This is a genomic window from Haloferax namakaokahaiae (assembly GCF_042663225.1).
In the GTDB taxonomy this organism is placed as follows: Archaea; Halobacteriota; Halobacteria; order Halobacteriales; family Haloferacaceae; genus Haloferax; species Haloferax namakaokahaiae.
In genome coordinates this window covers 969,876-988,288 of the sequence record NZ_JBHTAA010000001.1, presented here as the reverse complement: position 1 = coordinate 988,288, position 18,413 = coordinate 969,876, and the positions used below count along the sequence as shown (strand labels likewise).

Below are 18,413 nucleotides of genomic sequence, written 5' to 3'. Positions count from 1 at the left end.
GCTCCGGAAAACACCTCACAATCCGTCGCTGCGTAAAACCAAAGCAGATTACACACTTGTTCTAGAATATTACGAGTAACGCGTACGACCAAACCTCCTAGTGATGCTTACTCTACTATGACAGACCGATACGATGTGATTATTGCTGGTGCAGGCCCCGCGGGTGGACAAGCGGCGCGAGACCTCGCATCACGCGGCTACGACGTGTGCGTCCTCGAGACCGAATCTCGGGACGAGTTCCCCTCGCGGAGTAACAAATCGACGGCCGGGACGTTCCCCTCGACGATGGCCTCGTTCAACATTCCCGACGAGGTCGTGATGAACTTCACCGACGACGTGGTGCTCGAATCGCCGAACCACCACTTCAAACGCCATCAACCCGGTGCCGTCCTCGAATTCGCCGACTTCAAGAACTGGCTGGTCGAGGAGTCCGAGGCCGACGGCGCGGAGTACTACTTCGACGCGCGCGTCTCGAAGCCAATCATGGAGGGCGGCGAAATCGTCGGCGTCCGCTACAACGGCGACGAGGAAGTCTACGGCGACATCGTCATCGACGCGACCGGCCCGAGCGCCCCACTCGCCAAGAAACTCGGCGTCTGTAACCTCCAGCGCGAGCGCCAAGCCATCGGCATCGAGTACGAGTTCGAAGGCATGGACATCGACGCCGACGGCTACGCCGACCTGACGGACACGATGATGCTTCGTCTCGACCACGACCTCGCACCCGGCGGCTACTCGTGGATTTTCCACACCGGCGGCGACACGGCCAAGGTGGGCGTCTGTTACATCCAGAATCAGGGCCACCGCGACAACGCCCGAACCGGATTCACCATCGACGACTACCTCCAGTACTGGGTCGATACCGACCCGCGCTTCGAGAACGCCGAACGCATCGCGGGCAAGCAACACCGCGGCTCCGCGCACATCCAACTCCCCACTCGCATGAGCACGGACAACTTCATGGCTATCGGCGACACCGTGCCGACCGTGGACCCGCTGTGGGGCGAGGGCATCGACAAGTGTATGCGCTCGGGTCGGATGGCCGCGGCCACCGCGGACCGCGTGCTCACCCACAGCGAGCGCGACACGTCCGCATCGCAACTCAAGATTTACGACCAACTCTGGCACGACCGAGTCGCACCGAAGGTGAAAAAGCGTCTGTTCATGACCGAGATGCTCTACCGCACTTCCAACGAACGCTACGACTCGCTCATCTCCAGCCTTCACAACTACTCTGAAGACCAACTCGAATCCGCGAATCAAGGCTCGCTGCTCGGCATGCTCCGTCTCCTCAAGTTCGAAGACCTCTCGATTCTCGCTTCGACGGCGAAAGACTGGTTCAGTAACTAACGCCGTCCGTCTCTTCTCTCATTCGCGTTCGTCGAGCGTCTTCAAAATCTCCGCGAGCGCCGCGTTCGCGGCCGCGACGTGGTTATCCGCGACCGAATCTTCCGTCTCACCGACGTTCGACAGGAGGTGTTCGACGTGGCCGAGTCGCGTCCGAAGCACGGCATCAGCCGGCGTCTCGCCGACCGCGAGGTCGCCGGCGACGGCTTGAGCTTCGCCGAGCCATCGACTCGCGTCTTCCCGAACGGGACGGGTCGCCGTCTGGGCGAGATGGTCGTGGAGCGCGGTCAGCAGTCGTGCCACGTCGTCGCTCATAGCTCTCCGTCGAGTCGTATCGCAAAAAGGCCACCTCCGCACGTGCCGACCGACGGACAAAAGCCGCCAGAGTCGGTAGGACTCCCCAATGCAACTTCAGTTCCTCGGCGGGGCCGGGGAAGTCGGCCGGAGCGCGATTCTCGTCAACGACTCGCTCCTGCTCGACTACGGCATGCTGACGGGCAATCCGCCACAGTTCCCCGTCGGGTCGGTCTCCCCCGAGGCCGTCGTCGTCTCTCACGGCCACCTCGACCACGTCGGGACGGTCCCCTCGCTCCTCTCCGGCGACCACTGGCCGGAGATTCACTGGACGCCACCGACGTACGAACTCGCGCTCACGCTCGCGCGCGACACGCTCAAGCTTCAGGGTGGAACCTACGACTGTCCCTTCACGGAGACGCACATCCGCCGGATGACACAGCAGTCCGCCCCGCACGGCTACGGCGAGACGTTCGAAGCGGCCGGCCACGAGGTGACCTTCTACAACGCCGGTCACATCCCCGGCAGTGCCCACGTCCTCATCGACGACGGCGAGACGCGCTTGCTCTACACCGCCGACTTCCACACCGACAATCAACGTCTGGTCTCGGGAACCACCGACCGCCCCGAGGCGGACGTGGTCATCTGCGAGTCCACCTACTCCGACGTGGAACACGAGGACCGAGATTCGGTCGAAGAACGCTTCGTCGAGTCGGTGCGGACGACGGTCTGGGAGGGCGGCACCGTCGTCGTGCCGGCGTTCGCCATCGGTCGCACGCAGGAACTACTGATGGTCCTCGACGCTCACGACATCGACTGCTACGTGGACGGAATGGGCACGTACGTCCTCGAAATGCTCAGAAATCACCCCGAGTACGTCCGCGACCCGGACGCGCTCAAGCGCGCCAAGTCGAACGCTCGAATCGTCTCCGGCCGCGACGGTCAGCGGCGACGTATCGCCCGCCAGAACACGGTTATCGTCACCACGAGCGGGATGCTCTCGGGCGGCCCGGCGATGACGTACATCCCCGAAATTCGCCAGGACCCGACGAACAAAGTCTGTCTCACCGGCTATCAAGTCGAGGGCACGCCCGGCCGCGAACTCGTCGAACGCGGGCGGTGCGAACTCAACGGCGGCGTCGTCCCCGTCGCCGCCCGCGCGGAGATGTACGACTTCTCGGCCCACGCCGACCGACACGGCCTGCTCTCTTTCCTCGACGACTACCGCGGTTCGAGGCTCTTTATCAACCACGGCGACCGCTGTGCGGCCTTCGCCGAAGAACTCCGAGCGGAAGGGTACGACGCCACGGCACCCGCCGTGGGCGAAGTCGTCGAAGTTTAATCAGGTCTCTTCGAGACGGGCGCGTCGGCGCTCGAACTCGTCGTCGTCGATGTCGCCGCGGGCGTAGGCCCGGCGCAGCTCGTCGAGTGCGTCGTCGCCCTCGTCATCGCCACCGAGCGCGCGGAACGCGAGGAGTCCGCCGCCGACGATGACGGCGAGGACGAGCAGCTGACCGAGAATGCCCATCCCCCACATCCACCACGGGACGCCCGTTTGCGTCCCGCCGTGCATCCACGTATCGTGCATCCACGCGCCACCCCATCCCATCGGCCCGCCGCCGAAGCCGAATATCCCGATGAGCATGGGAAGGACGAAGAGCGCCGCCAACGCGAGGAGGACGATACTAACGAGTCGTGTCGAGTTGGTCTGTGTCGTCGTCATGAGTGAACCTCCGAATCGACGGGGTGCCGATTCTCGTCTAGAGATACGCGCGCTCAGTTTACCGGGATTGTGGTTGCGAAACTGGCGCTGGCATGCGGGGAAAGTTTCGAATCGAAAGCGAGGTGGAGGTGGTACCGTCCCGAGCGTATTCCGAACGTCCTGTCGTCCTTTTTTGATTGGAAGTCGGAGCCGAGTTCGGTCCATCGGTCGTTCTCTAATTATCAGCTGTGTTCTCTCAAAACACCAGAATTCGGTGCGTTCGAGTCTTGTTCTCAGAATCGATATTTTAGGACGAACTGTTAATGGGTCGCCCTTCGAGTGGGTACACAGTTTGTATCGTTTACTCGCTGCGGCTACTGCGTTGGCGCAGGGCAGGAGTGCTCCTCGCGTACAGCCTTCGGGAGAGCGACCGCTCACCGGTGACAAGCTCGCATCCCCATCGGTCTCACGACGACTTCCCGCCACGAACGCACGTCAGCCGGCCGTCGTCTCCGATTTACAATTCACCGCCCGGCCCATCGCTACACTATGACTGGGAGATTGAACATCGTCGTCGCCGATACGGTCCCGACGGTCCGCGACAAGTTAGCGATCTCCCTTCCCGAAGTCGTCGGTGAGTCATCGCTCGACGTGCACGTCTCGACTGCCGGAAGCGCCGAGACGGTTCGGAACTACCTCGACTCCGCTCGCGTCGATTGTACGGTCGTCTCGACGCGAATGGTCGATGAGTCGGGAGAGCGACTCGTCTCGACGCTCCGAACCGAGGACACCCCGGTCGTCTCGTTCATGCGGACGGACCCTTCACAGGAAGAACTCGAACACATCGGCGAGGTGGTTTACGACGCCGCTCGGAACACCGTCGGCTCGGTTGACCACCGTGCGCTGTTCGACGCCGTAGACGTTGGCGTGGCGGTCCGTGACGCCGATACGCTGTCGCTCATCGATATCAACGACAAGTACGTCGATACGCTCGGTCTCGACGAGGAGACGCTCTGTACGACCTTCTCGACGGACCTGAGTGCGGCCCCCGACGTGCCGGACATGTCTGCGTCGGCGATTCGAGACCTGTTCGACGGCGAGCGCTCCGAGAAATACGAGTTCACGAGTTCGTACGAACACCCAGACGGGGACGGCATCTGGCTCCACGTGAGTCTAACCACCGCCACGATTTCCGGGGAACGACGGTTCATCTCGACAATCGAAGACGTGACCGAAGAACGGACACGGAAACGTGACCTCGAACGAAACCGCGAGCTACTGGAGCGAACGCAGTGCATCTCGAAAGTCGGCGGCTGGGAACTCGACCTCGAGACGGAGACGCTCGAATGGACCGACCAGACCAAGCGCATCCACGACCTCCCGTTAGACTCCCAACCGACGTTGCAAGAGGCACTGGAGTTCTACATCCCCGAGCATCGTGAGACGATGAAGTCGCTGGTCGAACGGTGTCGAACCGAGGGGATTCTCTGGGAAGATACGTTCCGAATCGTCACCGCATCCGGGGATGAACGGTGGGTTCGAACGTGGGGCGAGCCGGTGATTCAGCGCGGCGAAATCGTCGCTATCCGCGGGACGGTCCAAGACATCACGGCCAGACGAAGCCGCGAAAAGGAGTTAGAGCGGGCGAACGAGGAACTCGAAGCGCTCAACCGAATCATCCGCCACGACATTCGAAACGACATGGCAGTCATCGTCGGGTGGGCCGAGTATCTCGAAGACCACGTGGACGACGACGGCCGCGAGGTGCTCGACCGGATTCTCTCGACGGGTCGTCACACCATCGAAATCACGCAAGTCGCCCGCGACCTCATCGAGACGATGAGCGGCGGCGTCACCGAGACCCGGCCCGTCTCGCTCAAAGAGACCATCGACAGGGAACTCGCGGTTCGAACAGAGGCGTTTTCGACCGCCGAGTTCGAGGTTGACGGCGACATCCCCGACGTGATGGTCCGGGCGAACCCGCTTCTCGCCTCGGTGTTCGGCAACCTGTTCAACAACGCCGTCCAGCACACCGAGGACGACCCCGTCGTCACCGTCTCGGCGACGGAGGACGACCACCACGTTCGTGTCTTCGTGTCCGATAACGGTCCGGGAATCCCGGACAGTCGAAAAGAAGTCGTCTTCGGAAAGGGAGAACACGGGCTGGACAGCACCGGGACCGGACTCGGACTCTATCTCGTGAACTTGCTCGTCGAGTCGTTCGGCGGGAGGGTCCACATCGAAGACAACGAACCGACCGGAAGCGTCGTCATCGTCGAACTGCCGCTGGCGTCGCCGTCGAGTTAGACGGTGTCGGTCGGGTCGTGGGTCGCCGCCATCTCCCGCGCCGTCTCCGCGTAGGACTCACGTGTCTCGGCGTCGCGTACCTCGCCCAACCCGGTCGCAGGGAGGTCGATGGCGGCGTAGGTGTCTCGAACGTCTGATTCAAAGCTCGTCAGCGACCGCTCTTTTCGGTGATAGTACGCGCCGTCGGTCGTCGCGTAGACGAGGATGATGACGTTCTGTTCGTCGTCGGAGTACGTTCGCTCGACGAGCCACACTCTGAGGTGGTCGTGGGGGACTTCGGCGTCTGCAGGAGCGTAGCGGTCGGTGGCCACGTCGCTCGCAACGTCGTTGACCATGGTTCAGATACGTGCTCGCGGGGGGAAAAACTAGCTCGCGCGTCGGCCTTCGACCACTTCGAGTGGTCAGTCGTCGATACCCAACTCGTCCAGCAACGTTTCGAGGGTGTAGCTCTGCAGCGCGCGATGACTGTCGCGCATCGTCGAGATGACGAACGTCGAGTTGGTCCGTTCGACCTCCGGGATGGCTTCGAAGTTGCCGATGAGTCGTTCGACCTTGTCGGAGTCGGCGAGGTGGGCGACGACGATGAAGTCGGTCTCGCCCATCGTGAAGTACAGTTGTGTGACGCCTTCGATTTCGAGGAGTTTGTTCCCGACGGACTCGTAAGACCCGGAGTAGTCGGCGAGCACTTCGATGACGACGGTGACGCCGAGTCCGAACGCTTCGAGGTCGATATCGTAGAGGTCGTTCTCGATGACGCCGTCGTCTTTCAGGTTGTTGAGTCGGTAGTGAATCGTCGAGACGGGAATCCCCGTCTCCTCGTGCAACTTCTCGGGACTCCCAGTTCCGAGGTCCGCGATGGCCTTCAACAGGCGCACGTCACGTTCGTCCATACTCACACTGCGCGCGGGCACGATTGTAAGTTCTTGTGCTGTAACTCGCATCGAAACCGCTCACCCGCGATTTCACTATCTGTGTGATTGTTCATCAGGGTTCGAACTTTGGGAAAAAACTAAACGAAAAATACAATCTATAATGTTTCTATTGTAGAAGGCTTTAACTACGTGGGTCTGTGAGTCTTGAAACAGATTCAACAATGTCGCTCACACGTTGGAGAAATATTCCGACGACCGGTCTCATGTTCGTCGCGCTCGCGGCGATGTGGGGCACGTCGTTCGTCGCCATCGAAGTCGGCTTGGAGTTCTTCCCCACGCTGACCTACGCGGCGCTCCGCTACGAACTCGCAGGTCTCGTCATGCTCGGCTACGCCCTTTTCTCGACCGACCGCTGGTATCCAAAGCGCCGCGACGAACTGCTCATGACCGCTATCGGCGCGGTGTTCATCATCGCGGCCTATCACGCGCTGCTCTACCTCGGCCAGAACTACGTCCCCGGCGCGATTGCGTCTATCATCATCTCGCTGTCGCCGATTCTCACCGCAGCCTTTGCGAGCGCGATTCTCTCGACCCGCTCGCTCGGCAAGACCGGCATCGCCGGACTCGTCGCCGGATTCGCCGGCGTCGTCGTCGTCGCCAATCCCGATGCTGGGATTCTCGGCTCTTCGCAAGCGATGGGTATCGCGCTCATCTTCCTCGGGGCCGCGTCGTTCTCGCTCGGGTCGGTGCTCACGCGCCCGCTCCGAACCGACCTCCCAGTCCAGTCGATTCAGGCGTGGACGATGTTCGGCGGCGGTCTCATCCTCCACGTCGCCGGTCTCGCCCGCGGCGAGTCGATGGCGGCGATTCACTGGGTACCCGAGGCCGTCGCGGCGTTCCTCTATCTGACGCTCGTTTCGGGCGCGGTCGCCTTCCTCCTCTACTTCGAACTCCTCGACCGCGTCGGGCCGACCGAACTCAACCTCATCGGCTATCTCGAACCCGTCGTCGCGGCGCTGATGAGCTGGGTGCTACTCGGCCACGTCGTCAGCAACTCCACGCTCGTCGGCTTCGTCGCCATCTTCGCGGGCTTCGCGCTCATCAAGAAGGACGCGCTGCTCGGCTTCGTCGGCGTGGTTCGGCGGCGCGTCGCGGTCTGAACTCTCGGTCTCTTCTCTCTGACAGTCAGGCGCTAGCTACGTTTATGCTCCGTCTCGACGATATCTGAGCATGGTTGACGAACGACTCCTCCGACGAATCGACGTACTGCTCGCGCTGGTCGCGGGGTGGTTCGTCTTGAGTCTCGTCGTCGCCTGCTTCGCGCTGATGGTGTTCGACCTCGCGCTCGGCATGGTCGCGCTGGCGACGGTAGTGCTCACGCTGGTCGTCGGTGGTCTCTCCTACGCACGCTCTACCGGTATCGACCCGGACGTTCGCGTCGAAGTTCGGTAGGCTCCCGCCGTCGGCAACACTGCTTTTGAGAAGAGAGACGAGCGCGACCGAGAGCCGACGCGAGCGTGGTCAGTCCGTCTCAGAAACCTGTGGAACCGACCACCCGAGGATGCGGAGGACCGAGACGCGCTGGATGACGACGAAGCCGGTGAGGATGATACAGAAGCCGAGAATCGTCGCGGCCGAGATCGTTTCGCCGAGGAACGCCCACCCGGAGATGGTGGCGACGACGGGCATGGCGTAGGCGACGAGGTTACCCTTCACCGGCCCGGCCTCCGCGAGCAGCGAGAAGTACACCGGGTAGGCCGCGGCCGTCGCGGGCATGCCGACGTAGAGAATCGCGGCGACGATGGTCGGCGACCACGCGACGGCCGCGGGCGACTCGCCGATACCGAGACTGACCGCGTGGATGCTGACGCCGGCGACGAGCATCGCCCACGCGGTGAGCGGAAGCGTCCCAATCGTGGCGTTCACGCGCTTGAGGAGGACCGAGCCGAAGGCAACCGAGATGGCCGCGCCGACGACGAACAGTTGGCCGACGCTGCCGTTGCCGAGGACGCTCTCTGGACCGACGATGACGACGACGCCGACGAGTCCGAGCAGAATTCCGGCGGCATCGACGCCGGAGATGCGCTCATCGTTGAGGAGTAAGACGGCGAAGACGGGCGAGGCGATGGGCATGAGGCTGTACATCACGGCCGCCGCGCCGGAGGTTGCGCTCTGCTGGCCGAGAAAGAGGAGGACGTTGTTCGCGCCGAGGACGAACGCACCGCTGACGAGGATTCCGAGTACGTCGCCGCGGGTGCGAGGACGCCAGTAGCCGCCGCGGACGGCGACGAGCGTCAGCAACACGACGGCGGCGACATCGACGCGGAAGGCCGCAAAGAGCACTGGCGGAACGGCACCGATGGCGGCTTTGATGCCGACGAAGGACGTGCCGAACAGCACCGCGGCGGCGACGAAGAGGACGAGGCTCCGGTGGCGACTCACGCAACCACCCCCCGCGCTGTGGCCGGCGTTCGATTCGCCGGTTTCGCGCGGGAGGTAGAGAGCGGTCTACGCGCAGTGCGACAACGAAGATAGAGCCTCAACTGTTGCACAGGTATGATTCTCTCATGGGTCACCATATGTGTAGCGATTCTCCCAATGAGTGTACGAACCACTAGCACACGCACAGAATAGTTTACTATCCAATCGCAATCTACGTTATTAATTGACACGGGTGTCAGTGGTTCTCACTCCGAGAGATGGATGGAATGAGGGACGAATGAGTGACGAAATGTGGAGAGAGTAGGGAGAAAGGCGACGAAACGAAGGGAGAAATGAAGCGTGACGCGAAAAGGGGGGACCGCAGTCAGTCGCTCTGTGCGGCTTCGACCCGGTCGGCGTGTTTTTCGAGGTCCGCGGCGAGCGTGCGCGCTTCGTCGGGGGAGAGCGTGATTCGGTCGGCGTGCGGAGCGAGCGTCTCCAGTTCGGAGCCGTCGAGTTCGAGTTCGAGCGTCACCGCGTCGGGATTCTTTCGGGGGGAGGTGACGTTACAGACGGCGAACGCCGACTCCTCGAAGTCGTGGCCCTGCGCGCTCCCGTCGAGGAGGTCCAACGTCGTGTAGGCGTTGACCCGGAGGATACGGTCCATCAGTCGTCGCTGGTGATGGGCGTGCCGTCTCCGCGGGTCGGGGCCGGACTCGAATCGAGGCTGTCGTCTTCGGCGTACGGGTACCACGTGCGCTTCGTGTTGTGCATCATCGGGTCCTCGTAGCTGGTCTCTTCGGGTTCGACCAGTTCCGCCAGTTCGTCCTCGTCGTGGCGGGCGACGAAGTCGCGGAACGTCTCGCCGTCTTCACGCGCCTCGTCGAAGTTGGCGAGGAGGTTCTTGATTGCTCCCGGAACCTCGTCCACGGGGACGCGCTGGGTGACCCACTGGGCGAACTGCGGCGTCTCGCCCAGACCGCCACCGAGACCGATGTCGAGCGCCTCGACGGGGTCGCCGTTCTTGCGGGTCTTCATGCCACGGAGGCTCACGTCGGCGATTTGCGGTTGCGCACAGGAAGCCGTACATCCCGAGAGGTGGATGTGGAACTCTTCGACGCCTTCCGGTAACTCGACGTTCTCCTTCAGCCAGCGCGCGAAGCGCACCTGCCGGTTCTTCGTCTCCACGATGGAGAGCGAACAGTACTCGGTGCCCGTACAGGCGACAGAGCCGCGCATGAACGGCGATGGCTCAGGCGAGTAGTCTTCGAGCAGGTCTTCGGCGAGGAAGTCGTCCAGCTTCTCGTCCGGGATGTCCGGGATGATGACGTTCTGGCGCTGGGTCAGGCGCGCCGCCCCGGAACCGTACTCTTCGGCGAGGTCGGCGAGTTCGAGCACGTCGTCCGCGCCCATCCGACCGACGAGGACGTTGAGGCCGACGAAGTTCGACCCGTCTTTCTGTTTGTGGACGCCGATGAGGTCGTTGCGGCCCTCACCGCCCGCGTTGTAGGTGTACTGGTCGCGGACGTCGTCGCCCGCGGTTTCGAGTTCGAAGTCCACGTACTCTTCCTGCAGGGTCTCGCGGACTTTCTCCGGGCCCCACTCGTCCACGAGGAACTTGATACGAGCGTTGTAGCGGTTCTCGCGGTCGCCGTAGTCGCGGAAGAGCGCGGAGAGACCGCCGGCGACTGCGGCGGCGTCGTCGGGGGCGACCCACACGTCGATATCGCGGGCAAAGCGCTCTTCGTTGCGGGCGAGACCGCCGCCGACGCGGACGTTGAAGCCGATTTGCTCCTCGCCGTCGATTTCCTTGTAGGCGGGTTCGAGCGCGAGGTCGTTGATGTCGCCTTGGCCGGAGCCGTCGGCCGACCCGGCCACCGACACCTTCCACTTTCGGGGGAGGTTCGAGTGGTCGTCGTTGCCTTTGAACGTCTCGTTGAGTTCCTGAATCACCGGCCACGCGTCGATGATCTCCTCGGCGTCGTCGCCGGCCATCGGGTTGCCGACGATGTTCCGCCACGAGTCACCGCAGGCTTGCTGTGCCGACAGGCCGTTGGCTTCAAGTTTCTCGAAGAGGTCTGGGACGTCTTCGAGTTTTATCCAGTGAAGCTGAATCGACTGGCGAGTCGTGAAGTCGGCGTAGGCGTCGCCGAAGATGGGATTCGTGCCGGGTCCGGTCGCGTACTCTTTGGCGACCTCGCCGACGACGCGGAGTTGGTCTGGTTCGAGACGGCCGTTCGGCGTCCCGATACGCAGCATGAAGTAGGACTCTTGGCCGTTGCGCTGGTGGTACAGTCCCCACCATTTGAAGCGCTCGAACCACGCATCCCGCTCGTCGTCCGGGATGGCGTCCCATCCCTCTTCGGCGAATCGATACAGGTGTTCACGGATTTCGTTTCCGTACACCTCTGACTTCCAGCGTTCGACGTCCGTGGGCATTCGTACGAAATCCCAACTATCTCCGTACGTAAGGCCCCGAGCGTACCGTCAACCCTTCCCGGTGCTTCAGTAAAGAGGAGTTTATTGCCGGTTATTCCTCAGTCGTCGGTGTCGCCGGGAGTACGACGTGCTCGCGGTCGATATCGACGAATTCGTTCTCGTACACGCGCCCGACTGGGACCCAGCCTGGAACGCCCGTCTCGCCGCAGGCGATACACTGCCCGTAGACTTTCGCGGAGACGGTTCGACCGTCGGCACCCACGCGAAGGACGTTCTCGACGACGAAATCGGGAATCTGGCAGGAACAGAATCCCGGTGCATCGAGTCGCCACAGTTCGCTGACGCTGACCTGGCGTGCATCGTTCACCGAGACCCACGCTCCGTCGTCGAGAACGCGGAGAGAGACGCTCATGCATGTGTAACGTCGCCCCGAGTACGTAGGTTGGACGGCGGCCGCAATCCCCGCGGGGGTGCGCGACAGTGGTATCTCCCGGTTATCCACCGCTGTCTGCCGATTCTCCCGTCTTTCCACCGTCGAAGATACCGGCAACCCGTTCCGGCACCCGGGAGTAGAGGTGCAGTTTACAGGTGCGGATTGGCTTATCCATATGCCCTCTATATGGTGGTGTAATGAGCGATGACCGTTCAGCTGCACGACAGCACGTCTCCGCCGATGCAGCCCCAGAACTGTTCCCACCCGTCTCGGAGGACAGCGAATGACCAGTAACCCAGAACTCGAAGTCGAAGAACTCCGTGAAGACGAGGAATCAATCGAGGGAGACGCGGACGACGAACGCGTCGAGGACGACCCCGCGGCCCACCTGAAAGACCTGGAGGACGGCGCTGGCTGTACCGAAATCTGGTCGCATCTCTCCGAATCCCGCGACGACGACTAATCGGATGCGCGCGAAGTCCACCAGTCGGGGGGACGCTTTTATGCCAGAACGCGTAATTCGACCGTAGATGAATCCAAACGAACGCCGACGCACCCAGACGGCGACCGAGCGCGAGGAGCCGGTGGGTGAACCGGTCGTTCGCGGCGACCCCGCGGTCACCGGTGAGCGTGCGCGGCAAGCGGTCGGTTTCGACCCGAGCGACCCCGAAAGCGTAGCCGAGGCCGCACGGACGGTTCGGTCGTTCGCCGAAGCGACCGCCGGCACCGACGACCACGTCTTCATGCTCCGGGGTGCCGCCGCCTGTGCCGCGCTCGTCCGCGGCGTCGGCTCGTACAAAGAGGCCGCCGAGCGCGCCGGCGGCGACGTCTCTGTCTCTTTCATTCGAAAGTGGGCACGCGTTCACGACCTCCCGCAGTCGGTCCGCCGCCACGTCGCCCGCGGGCACATCGCACCCACCGCCGCAAAACACATCGCCCGCGTCTCCGGCGACGCCCGACTCCACCTCGCGTGGGCGACACTCGACTCTGACCTCACCGTCCGCGAAATCCGTCGTCTCGCCAGCGAAGTCAACGACGGAACGCCGGTCACGACGGCCCTCTCGAACCACGGCGTCGATATCGGAACCTTCGAACTCTCGCTTCCCCCCGAAATCTACCTCGAACTCCGCCGTCGCGCCTCGCTCGAAGACACCCATCCGGGCGAACTCGTCGCCGACGCCCTCGACGGGTACTTCGACTGAATCCGACGCTTACTCCGACCGAAGGAACGCCGTACTCGTCTCTCGAATCACGTCGCGCGCGGTCTCGACTTCCTCCCACGCAATCTCCTCGTCCGGGAAGTGCGCGTTGTCGATGTTCCCCGGTCCGAAGACGACGGTCGGAATTCCCGCTTCGACGTAGAGCCTCGAATCGGCTCCGTAGGTCGCCCCTCGCGGCTCGTCTGGGAGTCCCGCCCCACGGAGTGACGCCCGAAGCGCCCCGACGATTGGCTCGTCCGGCGAGATTTCGGCGGGGTCGAACTGGACGGAGAACCGCTCGAACGTCGGCGGATGCTCGCTGAGCCACTCGTCGTCGGCGACGACTTCGGCCAGTCGCTCTTCGTATGCCGCCTCGACTTCCTCCACGGTCTCGCCGGGTGCGACGCCCAGTCGCCACTCCGCAGTCAGCGTTCCAGCGACGCTCGACCCCCACGACCCGGCTTCCACCTTTCCAACGCAGATGGGCCACGGAATCGGGTAGTCGTAGAGCGGGTGGGTGACCTGCTCGGTTCGCTCGGCTTCGAGGTCGAAGAAGGCCTCGCGGATGGTCTCGAACTTCGGCAGCACGTCCACCCCGCGCCAGCGCGAGGCGGCGTGTGCAGTCCGCCCCGTCAGGTGGAGTCGCTTCATCACCGACCCCTCGGTGGCGATGACCGCAGTCAACTCGGTCGGTTCGGCGACCAGTGCCGCGTCGCGGTCGAACGGATACGGGTTGTCGAGCGCCGCGGCCGCCGCGCCGACACCTCCTTCTTCCTCGCCGACGACGCTCTCGACAACGATTCTCCCGTCGATAGCGAGGTCACCGGACTCGACCGCTTGCTTGAGGTCGAACGCAGCGGCGACACACGCGGCGAGGCCGGATTTCATATCCGCCGCCCCGCGGGCGCTGACGGTCCCCGCTTCCTCGTCCCACTGGGGGACGAAGGGGTCGTGCGACCACAACTCCGCGTCGGCGGGGACCACGTCGATGTGGCCGTTGAGGACGAGCGTCTTCCCGGCGTCGGGGTCGCCGAATTCGAGGACGCCGCCGACGCTCGGGCGACTGTAGGTGTCTATCTCTTCGGGGTCGTCGGGAAACGACGGGTGTTCGGCGAGTCGTTCGGCGTCGGCCGACCAGACGTACGTTTCGAAGCCGAACTCGGTGAGTCGGTTCTCGAACCACGTTTGGGCGGGGGCTTCGGCCCCGCCGGTGCTCTCGAATCGAAGGAGCGTATCGACGAAGTCCCTGAGGTCCATATATGAGGGACGGGAACGGGGTACAAGGAGATTTGGGGGACGAAAATAAACGCTTATCAGTATCCCCACTTAAGGACCGGTGAGGGCTGGTAGCTCAGTTAGGCAGAGCGTCTGGCTTTTAGCGGGACTACGCGTCTTTGCGTGGTTTCGGAAGATACCAGACGGTCGGGGGTTCAAGTCCCTCCCAGCCCGTTTCTACAATCCGCGAGCGACAGCGAGCGGTATTAGAACGCAACTGGGAGGACTTGAACCAGGGAGCGAACGCTAGTGAGCGACCGTGGTTCAAGTCCCTCCTACGAACCCGACAAACCGGTAGACATTCTAACATTCACTTTCACTCTGTGGCTGTCATTCACACTCCTAAGATGAGTGACTACAGTATGAACGACATTCACCACCCGAAGCAACGAGGTCAGTGCAGTGAAGCGGCAATTCTCTTTGAATTCACTCGCCATGGCGTCACAGTTCTTCAGCCATTTGGGGACAACGAACGCTACGATTTCGTTGTTGAACTCGCTGGTGAATTTGTCCGTGTACAGGTCAAAACGGGGCGGATGGAGAATGGCAGAGTCCAATTCGAAACACGGAGTTCCGGTACACTGACTCGAACTGTGAGTAAAGAGGGCTATGACGGTCAGATTGACGTGTTCGCGGTGTACGCCCCAGAGCTTCAAGAATCGTACATCATTCCCATCGAAGATGCCCCAAATACGTCGATGGGACTACGTGTGGAAACGGCGCGAAAAAACTCGCCTAACATCAATTGGGCGGACGAGTTTCTGCTGAGAGATTGGGTTGGCAACAGATTAGAAGCAAAGCGATGACTGACCACTCCAGTTGATAAATGGGACCTATTCTTCGGACTGGAGCTTTTGAGTTAGAATTTTTGGGGTGTACCGCCACACCAAACGGTTCACTACGGCTTGCAACGGCGAAAGGAATGTCACGATGACCCCAGTGAGAAACGCACCAAAGGCGATTGCGAGATAGTACAAAAGAGGAATTCCAGACTCCTGTGTGAACTCGAACGAGAGTCCAACAAAAAACGAAAATACCACAAACGCAGCGAGAATCATGGCGAATCCCATGATGGCGAATGTACCGGGAGCCGTCTCCGAGTGCTTCTTTAACAAGTTCCAGAGGTCCACATAGAACCTCCTAACGGCGGTAATCCCTTCAGTGCTGGCAGGGTTGTGGGCATCAGAATTCCAAGCATAGGTGGTTTGACCGTCTTGTCGGTCGAGCCAATCCTTATCGACCATATCGCCCGTGTGGTCGCTAATTGTCGTGTTTGAGCGCCCCATCTTCTCGGCGAGTTCGTCTTGGGTGTAACGCCGATCAGGGTTGGTGTATAGTAACTCAGCAATTCCGAAGAATGTCTCACCTTTAGCATCGAACTCATCTCGGAACTCGTCAGGAACCCCTACCATAGCTTATTGTAAAACAACCCGAAAAGAAAAGCGTTGACCCCGGGGTTTATGCTCATAAGGGGGTCCCCTGATTGTCGTAAACCCGGGTTAGAGTGGCTGTAAAACGTCTTTACGTTATTTATGGCATCCGGAACATATCTCAAATTGCAATGTCAGACAACAGAGACACGGCATTACAATCAACATCGACGCAGAGTAGCAAAACCGATTCGAGCAAGACTAACCGGGGCCAAGTTACTCCACGGCTCGTAGTTGGGGGATTTGTTCTCATCCTCATCGCTGGGCCACTGGTCGCACTTGCCGTTGATATCCAATCTTCCTTGGCATCGACCCCTGCATTTTCAGCGTCTTGGGCTGCCTTGATTGCGCTCTTAATTGTTGCTGCGATAGTTGCGGCAGTGTTAGGGAAGTAATTGAAAGCTACACATTGAATGGATGCAGCTGACGACGGGTCGTCTTCCACCTGGTTGTTTTATTTCATGTGACATTATGATCTGGAATATGGAAGTTCCGAGTTGGTTTGTCTCTGGTATTATCGCTCTCCTATTGGGGTTGTACGTTACAAACAGTGTGAGAGGTCAGGAACACGGTGCAGGCCAGCCACAACATCCAGATACAGGAATTTTCATCACTGAAGATGAGGATTATTGGAGATGGATAGTAGGTGGATTAGTTATTGCGGCGATTGGTGCTTTTGTAGTCCCACGACTCACTCCTGCAATCAACGAAATGCTTCGAACCACGTCAGAATTGGGGATAGTGTTTCTCGGTATTTTGGGAATCTTGTTCCTCAAGTCCGTATTCAAGAAATTTGGGTGACCCTCTAGGGCAGTTTAAGAAATTCAGAACTGGTTTCTAACTACTATTCCAGCTCCAACAACTCGGCCGCCTCGTCCAAGAACGACTCGTACACACCCATCGCGTCCTCGATTGGCTCGGGCGACGACATGTCGATACCGGCGGTTTCGAGCACTTCGATGGGGTACTCGCTGCCGCCCAGCGCGAGTGCCTCGCGGTAGTCCGCGGCGGCGTCTTCGCCCTCTTCGCGGATGCGTTCGACGATTGCGGCGGCCGCCGAGATGCCCGTCGCGTACTGGTAGACGTAGTAGTTGTAGTAGAAGTGCGGAATGCGCATCCACTCGCGGGCGATGCGCTCGTCGGTCTCGGCGGGGGCGTAGTATTCGGCCTTCAAGTCGCCGTAGAGTTGGTCGAAGCGGTCGGGGGTGAGCGGGCCGTCCTCTTCGACGATTTCGTGAATCTGGAGTTCGAAGTCGGCGAACATCGTCTGTCGGAACAGGGTCGAACGGAAGCGTTCGAGGTACTCGTCGAGGACGTGGACGCGGAGTTCGTCGTCCTCGACGTTTTCGAGGAGGTACTCGGTCAGCAGCGTCTCGTTGACCGTCGAGGCGACTTCGGCAGTGAAAATCTCGTAACTCGCGTCGTGCCACGGCTGGGCGTCGTTGGCGAGTTCCGAGTGCATCGAGTGGCCGAGTTCGTGGGCGAGGGTGAACATCGAGGCGGCGTCGTCCTGATAGTTCATCATGATGAACGGTTGGGTGTCGTAGGTACCCGCGGAGAACGCCCCGGCGCGCTTGCCGCGGTTCTCGTACACGTCCACCCAGCGGTCTTCGAGACCCTCGGCCATGCGCTCTTGGTACTCCTCGCCGAGCGGTTCGACGGCTTCGATGATGTACTCCTTGGCCTGCTCGTAGGGGATTTCGGGACCGTGGTCGCCCGTGAGCGAGACGTAGAGGTCCCACATCTGCAACTCGTCGGCACCGATGGCCTCGCGTTTGAGTTCGGCGTGGCGGTGGAGGTGCGAGAGGTTGTCGCGGACGGTTTCGAGGAGGTTGTCGTACACTTCGACCGGGACGTTGGGGCCGTCGAGTGCGGCCTCGCGGGCGGAGTCGTAGTCGCGGATGCGCGCCATCTTTACGTCCTTCTTGACGCTGTTCTTGAGCGAGGAGCCGACGGAGTTTCGAACGTCCGCCCAGCGGTCGTAGAACTGCTCGTGGACGGTCTTGCGGAACTCGCGGTTGGGGTGTTTCTGGAGCTTGGTGAAGTTCCCCTGCGAGATTTCGACCGCGTCGCCCTCGGGGTTCTCGACGGTCGGGAATTCGAGGTCGGCGTTGGCGAGCATGGAGTAGATGTCGCTCGGCGAGCCGGTCACATCAGAGAGGTCCGCCAGCACTTCCTCGACTTCCGCCGAGCGGGTGTGGGCTTTCGTACGGAGCACGTCGTCGAAGTAGTGTTCGTAGGCTTCGAGCGCGGGTTCTTCGTCGATAAAGGCCTGCATCTCCTCGCGGTCGAGTTCCTGCAGTTCGGGGTCGAGGTAGCTGACGGCGCTCCGGGCTTTCGACGCGAGCGACTCGGCGCGGGCGGCTTGGGCCTGATACTCCTGATTGCGGGTGTCTTCGCTACTTCGGAGATTCGCATAAGAGACGACCATCGACACCTCGCGGAGGACTTCCTCCATGGTTTCGAGCAGTTCGAGCAGGGTTTCTGGGTCCTCGGTGACCTGCCCTTCGTAGGCTTCCAACTCGGGGATGCGCTCGACCACGTCTTCGAACGCGGCGTCCCACTCCTCGTCGGACGCGTAGATGCTGTCGAGGTCCCACTTGTACTCCTCGTCGATGTCGCTTCGCTCGGGAACCGAACTCATGTCCCTTCGGTTGCACTCTCGGAGTGGTAAGCCTTCCCTCTCGATTGGCG

The 18,413-nt window shown here is 61.4% G+C and carries 20 protein-coding genes and 1 tRNA gene; 10 read left to right on the top strand and 11 right to left on the bottom strand.

Translation table 11 applies throughout. The features are described from left to right. Positions 1-117 precede the first annotated feature (117 nt). Positions 118-1,350, top strand: a complete 1,233-nt coding sequence (locus tag ACFQJC_RS05410; RefSeq protein WP_390222229.1) for a digeranylgeranylglycerophospholipid reductase — start codon at positions 118-120, stop codon at positions 1,348-1,350. 18 nt (positions 1,351-1,368) lie between these two features. Here ACFQJC_RS05410 and ACFQJC_RS05405 read toward each other — a convergent pair whose 3' ends face one another. After that, the gene (locus ACFQJC_RS05405) at positions 1,369-1,662 is read right to left on the bottom strand and encodes a hypothetical protein (protein ID WP_390222228.1); all 294 of its coding nucleotides are present in this window, start codon (positions 1,660-1,662) and stop codon (positions 1,369-1,371) included. A gap of 88 nt (positions 1,663-1,750) precedes the next feature. On the opposite strand from ACFQJC_RS05405, the gene ACFQJC_RS05400 reads away from it, so the two are divergent. Next, positions 1,751-2,983 carry an MBL fold metallo-hydrolase gene (locus ACFQJC_RS05400; RefSeq protein WP_390222227.1) on the top strand — a complete coding sequence of 411 codons (1,233 nt, stop codon included), beginning with the start codon at positions 1,751-1,753 and terminating at the stop codon, positions 2,981-2,983. Here the strand turns inward: ACFQJC_RS05400 and ACFQJC_RS05395 are convergent, their stop codons facing one another. After that, positions 2,984-3,364: an SHOCT domain-containing protein gene (locus ACFQJC_RS05395; protein ID WP_390222226.1), complete on the bottom strand. Its 381-nt coding sequence runs from the start codon at positions 3,362-3,364 to the stop codon at positions 2,984-2,986. 528 nt (positions 3,365-3,892) lie between these two features. On the opposite strand from ACFQJC_RS05395, the gene ACFQJC_RS05390 reads away from it, so the two are divergent. Next, complete coding sequence (locus tag ACFQJC_RS05390) at positions 3,893-5,650, top strand: sensor histidine kinase (protein ID WP_390222225.1); 1,758 nt, start codon at positions 3,893-3,895, stop codon at positions 5,648-5,650. Here the strand turns inward: ACFQJC_RS05390 and ACFQJC_RS05385 are convergent. Both ACFQJC_RS05385 and ACFQJC_RS05380 read right to left on the bottom strand, forming a co-directional pair. After that, the gene (locus tag ACFQJC_RS05385; RefSeq protein ID WP_390222224.1) at positions 5,647-5,985 is read right to left on the bottom strand and encodes a DUF7967 family protein; all 339 of its coding nucleotides are present in this window, start codon (positions 5,983-5,985) and stop codon (positions 5,647-5,649) included. The genes ACFQJC_RS05390 and ACFQJC_RS05385 overlap by 4 nt on opposite strands. Positions 5,986-6,051: 66 nt before the next feature. Next, complete coding sequence (locus ACFQJC_RS05380) at positions 6,052-6,540, bottom strand: Lrp/AsnC family transcriptional regulator (protein ID WP_390222223.1); 489 nt, start codon at positions 6,538-6,540, stop codon at positions 6,052-6,054. Between the two features lie 203 nt (positions 6,541-6,743). On the opposite strand from ACFQJC_RS05380, the gene ACFQJC_RS05375 reads away from it, so the two are divergent. Together ACFQJC_RS05375 and ACFQJC_RS05370 are read left to right on the top strand one after the other, a co-directional pair. Beyond that, entirely contained in the window at positions 6,744-7,682 is a 939-nt protein-coding gene (locus ACFQJC_RS05375; protein WP_390222222.1) for a DMT family transporter, read from the top strand. Positions 7,683-7,752: 70 nt separating this feature from the next. Continuing rightward, the gene (locus ACFQJC_RS05370; RefSeq protein ID WP_390222221.1) at positions 7,753-7,974 is read left to right on the top strand and encodes a hypothetical protein; all 222 of its coding nucleotides are present in this window, start codon (positions 7,753-7,755) and stop codon (positions 7,972-7,974) included. Positions 7,975-8,043: 69 nt separating this feature from the next. Here ACFQJC_RS05370 and ACFQJC_RS05365 read toward each other — a convergent pair whose 3' ends face one another. The 4 genes from ACFQJC_RS05365 to ACFQJC_RS05350 all read right to left on the bottom strand — a co-directional run bounded on the left by ACFQJC_RS05365 (position 8,044) and on the right by ACFQJC_RS05350 (position 11,794). Beyond that, complete coding sequence (locus ACFQJC_RS05365) at positions 8,044-8,964, bottom strand: DMT family transporter (RefSeq protein WP_390222220.1); 921 nt, start codon at positions 8,962-8,964, stop codon at positions 8,044-8,046. 364 nt (positions 8,965-9,328) lie between these two features. Continuing rightward, positions 9,329-9,613, bottom strand: coding sequence for a DUF6360 family protein (locus ACFQJC_RS05360; protein WP_390222339.1), 285 nt, complete (start codon positions 9,611-9,613; stop codon positions 9,329-9,331). Beyond that, the gene (locus tag ACFQJC_RS05355; RefSeq protein ID WP_390222219.1) at positions 9,610-11,382 is read right to left on the bottom strand and encodes a nitrite/sulfite reductase; all 1,773 of its coding nucleotides are present in this window, start codon (positions 11,380-11,382) and stop codon (positions 9,610-9,612) included. Before ACFQJC_RS05355 ends, ACFQJC_RS05360 begins: the two co-directional genes overlap by 4 nt. 91 nt (positions 11,383-11,473) lie before the next feature. Further along, positions 11,474-11,794, bottom strand: coding sequence for a DUF8134 family protein (locus ACFQJC_RS05350; protein WP_390222218.1), 321 nt, complete (start codon positions 11,792-11,794; stop codon positions 11,474-11,476). A 304-nt stretch (positions 11,795-12,098) separates the two neighbouring features. Here ACFQJC_RS05350 and ACFQJC_RS05345 point away from each other — a divergent pair, with 304 nt between their 5' ends. Next, positions 12,099-12,278, top strand: a complete 180-nt coding sequence (locus ACFQJC_RS05345; protein WP_390222217.1) for a hypothetical protein — start codon at positions 12,099-12,101, stop codon at positions 12,276-12,278. A 67-nt stretch (positions 12,279-12,345) separates the two neighbouring features. Further along, entirely contained in the window at positions 12,346-13,017 is a 672-nt protein-coding gene (locus ACFQJC_RS05340) for a DUF7119 family protein (protein ID WP_390222216.1), read from the top strand. A gap of 9 nt (positions 13,018-13,026) precedes the next feature. Here ACFQJC_RS05340 and ACFQJC_RS05335 read toward each other — a convergent pair whose 3' ends face one another. Further along, the gene (locus tag ACFQJC_RS05335; protein ID WP_390222215.1) at positions 13,027-14,271 is read right to left on the bottom strand and encodes a M20/M25/M40 family metallo-hydrolase; all 1,245 of its coding nucleotides are present in this window, start codon (positions 14,269-14,271) and stop codon (positions 13,027-13,029) included. An 83-nt stretch (positions 14,272-14,354) separates the two neighbouring features. On the opposite strand from ACFQJC_RS05335, the gene ACFQJC_RS05330 reads away from it, so the two are divergent. After that, positions 14,355-14,463 (top strand) — tRNA-Lys (locus ACFQJC_RS05330). Between the two features lie 188 nt (positions 14,464-14,651). Continuing rightward, positions 14,652-15,095: a group I intron-associated PD-(D/E)XK endonuclease gene (locus tag ACFQJC_RS05325; RefSeq protein ID WP_390222214.1), complete on the top strand. Its 444-nt coding sequence runs from the start codon at positions 14,652-14,654 to the stop codon at positions 15,093-15,095. Between the two features lie 27 nt (positions 15,096-15,122). Here ACFQJC_RS05325 and ACFQJC_RS05320 read toward each other — a convergent pair whose 3' ends face one another. Beyond that, on the bottom strand, positions 15,123-15,701 hold the full coding sequence (locus ACFQJC_RS05320; RefSeq protein ID WP_390222213.1) for a hypothetical protein: 579 nt from the start codon (positions 15,699-15,701) through the stop codon (positions 15,123-15,125). Between the two features lie 501 nt (positions 15,702-16,202). On the opposite strand from ACFQJC_RS05320, the gene ACFQJC_RS05315 reads away from it, so the two are divergent. Continuing rightward, positions 16,203-16,520 carry a hypothetical protein gene (locus tag ACFQJC_RS05315; protein WP_390222212.1) on the top strand — a complete coding sequence of 106 codons (318 nt, stop codon included), beginning with the start codon at positions 16,203-16,205 and terminating at the stop codon, positions 16,518-16,520. 43 nt (positions 16,521-16,563) lie between these two features. On the opposite strand, the gene pepF is transcribed toward ACFQJC_RS05315, so the two are convergent. Beyond that, positions 16,564-18,363 carry an oligoendopeptidase F gene (gene pepF / locus ACFQJC_RS05310; RefSeq protein ID WP_390222211.1) on the bottom strand — a complete coding sequence of 600 codons (1,800 nt, stop codon included), beginning with the start codon at positions 18,361-18,363 and terminating at the stop codon, positions 16,564-16,566. Between the last annotated feature and the right edge of the window lie 50 nt (positions 18,364-18,413).

Bases quoted from the DNA above. Each gene is read 5' to 3' on its own strand.
- ACFQJC_RS05315 (WP_390222212.1), top strand. From the start codon at position 16,203: ATGGAAGTTCCGAGTTGGTTTGTCTCTGGTATTATCGCTCTCCTATTG.
- ACFQJC_RS05380 (WP_390222223.1), bottom strand. From the start codon at position 6,540: ATGGACGAACGTGACGTGCGCCTGTTGAAGGCCATCGCGGACCTCGGA.
- ACFQJC_RS05400 (WP_390222227.1), top strand. From the start codon at position 1,751: ATGCAACTTCAGTTCCTCGGCGGGGCCGGGGAAGTCGGCCGGAGCGCG.
- ACFQJC_RS05340 (WP_390222216.1), top strand. From the start codon at position 12,346: ATGAATCCAAACGAACGCCGACGCACCCAGACGGCGACCGAGCGCGAG.
- ACFQJC_RS05410 (WP_390222229.1), top strand. From the start codon at position 118: ATGACAGACCGATACGATGTGATTATTGCTGGTGCAGGCCCCGCGGGT.
- ACFQJC_RS05370 (WP_390222221.1), top strand. From the start codon at position 7,753: ATGGTTGACGAACGACTCCTCCGACGAATCGACGTACTGCTCGCGCTG.
- pepF (WP_390222211.1), bottom strand. From the start codon at position 18,363: ATGAGTTCGGTTCCCGAGCGAAGCGACATCGACGAGGAGTACAAGTGG.
- ACFQJC_RS05345 (WP_390222217.1), top strand. From the start codon at position 12,099: ATGACCAGTAACCCAGAACTCGAAGTCGAAGAACTCCGTGAAGACGAG.
- ACFQJC_RS05355 (WP_390222219.1), bottom strand. From the start codon at position 11,382: ATGCCCACGGACGTCGAACGCTGGAAGTCAGAGGTGTACGGAAACGAA.
- ACFQJC_RS05385 (WP_390222224.1), bottom strand. From the start codon at position 5,985: ATGGTCAACGACGTTGCGAGCGACGTGGCCACCGACCGCTACGCTCCT.
- ACFQJC_RS05335 (WP_390222215.1), bottom strand. From the start codon at position 14,271: ATGGACCTCAGGGACTTCGTCGATACGCTCCTTCGATTCGAGAGCACC.
- ACFQJC_RS05325 (WP_390222214.1), top strand. From the start codon at position 14,652: ATGAACGACATTCACCACCCGAAGCAACGAGGTCAGTGCAGTGAAGCG.
- ACFQJC_RS05405 (WP_390222228.1), bottom strand. From the start codon at position 1,662: ATGAGCGACGACGTGGCACGACTGCTGACCGCGCTCCACGACCATCTC.
- ACFQJC_RS05320 (WP_390222213.1), bottom strand. From the start codon at position 15,701: ATGGTAGGGGTTCCTGACGAGTTCCGAGATGAGTTCGATGCTAAAGGT.
- ACFQJC_RS05375 (WP_390222222.1), top strand. From the start codon at position 6,744: ATGTCGCTCACACGTTGGAGAAATATTCCGACGACCGGTCTCATGTTC.
- ACFQJC_RS05395 (WP_390222226.1), bottom strand. From the start codon at position 3,364: ATGACGACGACACAGACCAACTCGACACGACTCGTTAGTATCGTCCTC.
- ACFQJC_RS05350 (WP_390222218.1), bottom strand. From the start codon at position 11,794: ATGAGCGTCTCTCTCCGCGTTCTCGACGACGGAGCGTGGGTCTCGGTG.
- ACFQJC_RS05390 (WP_390222225.1), top strand. From the start codon at position 3,893: ATGACTGGGAGATTGAACATCGTCGTCGCCGATACGGTCCCGACGGTC.